1 protein-coding gene is annotated in these 836 nt (G+C 36.4%); it reads left to right on the top strand.

Going from position 1 to position 836, the window contains the following annotated elements; translation table 11 throughout:
- The first annotated feature begins 547 nt into the window (after positions 1 to 547).
- The gene (locus AEA42_RS22320) at positions 548 to 724 is read left to right on the top strand and encodes a hypothetical protein (protein ID WP_156312333.1); all 177 of its coding nucleotides are present in this window, start codon (positions 548 to 550) and stop codon (positions 722 to 724) included.
- Positions 725 to 836 lie beyond the last annotated feature (112 nt).

Here is an 836-nt window from a genome sequence, read left to right as displayed (position 1 = left end):
TCAATCAGTGCCTTAGAGGCCAGCATCAAGCTGTTTAATCGTTTTAGGTGAAGTTCTGGGCAGTATTGGTGTAAAGAATGTTGTAGGATATTGGCTTCGCGCATCTTGTTGTCCAAGTGTAGTTTTTGGCGAAACCATTTGATCATGCAACAAGATGCGCTTCCACCCTAATTTGATGATTTATTTGTAAATCATCAGGGGATTCTTCAGGAAAAAGTATGATTATTTTTTTATTACAAATGCTTTCAATTTTTACAAATAAAAAACAAATTAACAAACAAAAATAAACAAAAGCCATGTTTTCATTAGCAAAAAAGATTAAACGCACCCTAAGCCAGTAATCAACCAATAAAAAACAACTCAAGAGAAACATTTTTGCAACAAAACACCTTTACACATCGTAACCAACATCAATATCAACTGTTGCACTTGTTATTTTCTTGTGGTTATATCTGGAGCCTAATTAAATAGGCACTTATTTCCTATAACGTTCCGTATTTAATTAAAATAACAACTAAACAAATAACAAGTGTTAAGGGAGAATGATATGCGCGCTAATTCAACATTAGCCAAAGCGGTTCGCTTTGCGTTAATTGGTGGTGCTACAACAGTTGCTTTATCTAGTATGGCTGTTTACGCTGAAGAAGGAGATAACGCTAAGGTAGAACGCATTGAAGTAACAGGTTCACGTATCCAAAGAACGGATATGCCCGATTTCAGATAATAAGTGCGACATTCATGGAAAGGTGTAGAAGAGGAAGCCAACTGCTAAAAGTGGTACGCTCTTCTCGCCAAAGAAACAAGCAGTACTACCATGAATTATCAGCAGTTGACCG

This window comes from Shewanella sp. Sh95, assembly GCF_001308045.1.
GTDB classification, from domain to species: Bacteria; Pseudomonadota; Gammaproteobacteria; order Enterobacterales; family Shewanellaceae; genus Shewanella; species Shewanella xiamenensis.
The sequence above is the reverse complement of the archived record's forward strand: the minus strand, read 5'-3'. Positions and strand labels throughout refer to the sequence as shown.

Excerpts from the sequence above, each read along its gene's own strand:
- AEA42_RS22320 (WP_156312333.1), top strand. The coding sequence starts at position 548 with ATGCGCGCTAATTCAACATTAGCCAAAGCGGTTCGCTTTGCGTTAATT.